General features: G+C 76.0%; 2 protein-coding genes. Both read left to right on the top strand.

From position 1 onward, the window contains the following. On the top strand, positions 1-1,093 hold a 1,093-nt coding region (locus OG447_RS32200; protein ID WP_266941199.1), incomplete at its 5' end, for an MFS transporter. After that, positions 1,090-2,112, top strand: a complete 1,023-nt coding sequence (locus OG447_RS32195) for a TolB-like translocation protein (RefSeq protein WP_266941198.1) — start codon at positions 1,090-1,092, stop codon at positions 2,110-2,112. The genes OG447_RS32200 and OG447_RS32195, both read left to right, overlap by 4 nt. The last annotated feature ends 139 nt before the right edge of the window (positions 2,113-2,251 follow it).

Raw genomic sequence — 2,251 nt, 5'->3', positions numbered from 1 at the left:
GCCGCTCTACCTCGTCGTGGGCCTCGGCATGTCGCCGCTGGCCTTCGGCGCGCTCGACGGGCTGTACCAGGGCGCGACCGCCCTCCTACGGCTGGCCGGCGGCCAGGTCGCCGACCGGACGGAACGCCACAAGCTCGTGGCGGGTACCGGGTACGCCCTGTCCGCCGTCTGCAAACTGGGGCTGCTCGCGGTCTCCACCCCGTGGGCGGTGGGGGCGGTCCTGGCCGCCGACCGGGCCGGCAAGGGCCTGCGTACCGCGCCGCGTGACGCGCTCATCTCCCTGTCCGCCACACCCGAGGGGCAGGGCCGGGCCTTCGGGGTGCACCGGGCCATGGACACGGCCGGCGCGCTCCTCGGCCCGCTCGCCGCCTTCGGTGTGCTGTGGGTGGCGCACGACGCCTACGAGGCCGTGTTCACGGTGAGTTTCTGCGTGGCGGCCTTCGCGGTGCTGCTGCTCGCGCTGTTCGTACGGGACATCCGCACCCGCCCGGCCCGGACTCCCGCACCGCCCGGCGGGCGGGGGCTGACGACCGTGCTCCGCGACCGCGGCGTGCGGCGCCTCGCGCTGGCCGCGGCCCTGCTCGGCGTGTTCACCGTCGGGGACTCCTTCGTCTACCTGCTGCTCCAGCGGCGCCTCGACCTGCCCGCCGCCGCCTTCCCGCTGCTGCCGGTGGCGACCGCGGCCGGTTTCCTGCTGCTCGCCGTCCCGTTGGGCAGGCTCGCGGACCGGGCCGGGCGCGGCCCCGTCTTCCTGGCGGGCCACGCCGCGCTGGCGGCGGCGTACCTGCTGCTCCTCTCCCCGCTGGGCGGCGCGGCCCCGGCCGTGCTCGTCCTGTTCCTCCTCGGCGCGTTCTACGCGGCCACCGACGGCGTCCTGATGGCGGCCGCGGGACCGCTGCTGCCCGCGCGCCTGCGGGCGAGCGGCATGGCCGTGGTCCAGACGGCGCAGGCGCTGGCCCGCTTCGCGGGGGCGCTGCTCTTCGGCGCCGGCTGGACGTACGCGGGCCCCGGTGTCGCGCTGGCCGGCGCGGCCACAGGTCTCGCCCTGTCACTGGCGGCAGTCGGGTTGCTCGGCAAGGGAGCTCTGCGATGACGCACACCCTGCGCAAGGTCCTCCTCCTGGTGCTGTTCTCCGCCCTGCTGGCGGCGACGGCCGTGGTGTCGGTGGTCCGGGCCGCGGACCGGGCCGGCGATCGCGAGGAGGCCCGCCCGGGCGGGCCCCGCGCGTCGTCCGGCGCGGTCGGCCTGGAGCAGCCGGGCCGGCTGTTGTTCCGCAATCTGGCCTGGGGGCCGGACCGCGACATGATCGCCTCGGTGCCGCTGACGGCGCCCGCGGACGCGCGTACCACCGCGCCCCAGGGCTGCCTGCGCTTCCACGCGGCCGCGGGCACGGGCGTGTGCCTGCGCCGCGCGGGCGGGGTCGTGCCGCGCTACGAGGCGCTGGTCCTCGACTCCGCGCTCCGGCCGGTCCGTTCCTTCGAGGTCCCGGGTACGCCCACGCGCGCGCGGGTCTCCCCCAGCGGCCGGCTGCTCGCCTGGACGGTGTTCGTCAGCGGGGACTCGTACGCGGGCGGCAGCTTCTCCACCCGTACCGCCCTCTACGACACCCGGTCGGGCGTACTCGTCCCGAGCCTTGAGGACTTCGCGGTGCTCGACGGGGGCCGGCGCCGTCAGGCGGCCGACCACAACTTCTGGGGGGTGACCTTCGCCGCCGACGACAACCGCTTTTACGCGACCCTCGCCACGGGAGGCCGGACGCACCTGGTCGAGGGCGACCTGGGGGCCCGTGAACTGCGCGTGCTGCGCGACAACGTGGAATGCCCCTCGCTCTCCCCCGACGGTGACCGGATCGCGTTCAAGAAGAGGGTGGCCGGCCTGCCCGACGACGCCCCCTGGCGCCTGTACGTCCTGGATCTCGCCACCGGCGCGGAAACCGGGCTGGCGGAGCAGCGGAGCGTCGACGACCAGGCCCTCTGGTACGACGACGGGACGCTGCTGTACTCGCTCCCGGGCGATTTCGGCGGCGACCTGTGGTCACTGCCCGCGACGGGCTCGGGAAGCCCGCGCCTGCTGGTGCGGTCCGCCGTCTCCCCGGCGGTCCTGCCCTCGTGACCGTTCCGCTTCACGTCCCGCTCGGGTGGCGCGGGTCGGGTACGCGGGCCCGATGTGGTGCGGGGCCGAGCCTGGTCCCCGTTCGCGCGAACTGCCCGGACGCGGGAACGTGGCGGGGAGAACCGGCCGGGGGGAACCG

The sequence above is a fragment of the Streptomyces sp. NBC_01408 genome, assembly GCF_026340255.1.
In the GTDB taxonomy this organism is placed as follows: domain Bacteria; phylum Actinomycetota; class Actinomycetes; order Streptomycetales; family Streptomycetaceae; genus Streptomyces.
This window is presented reverse-complemented; position numbering and strand designations above follow the sequence as displayed.

What these genes read in the sequence shown, in the direction of transcription:
- OG447_RS32195 (WP_266941198.1), top strand. Translation starts at nt 1,090, where the DNA reads ATGACGCACACCCTGCGCAAGGTCCTCCTCCTGGTGCTGTTCTCCGCC.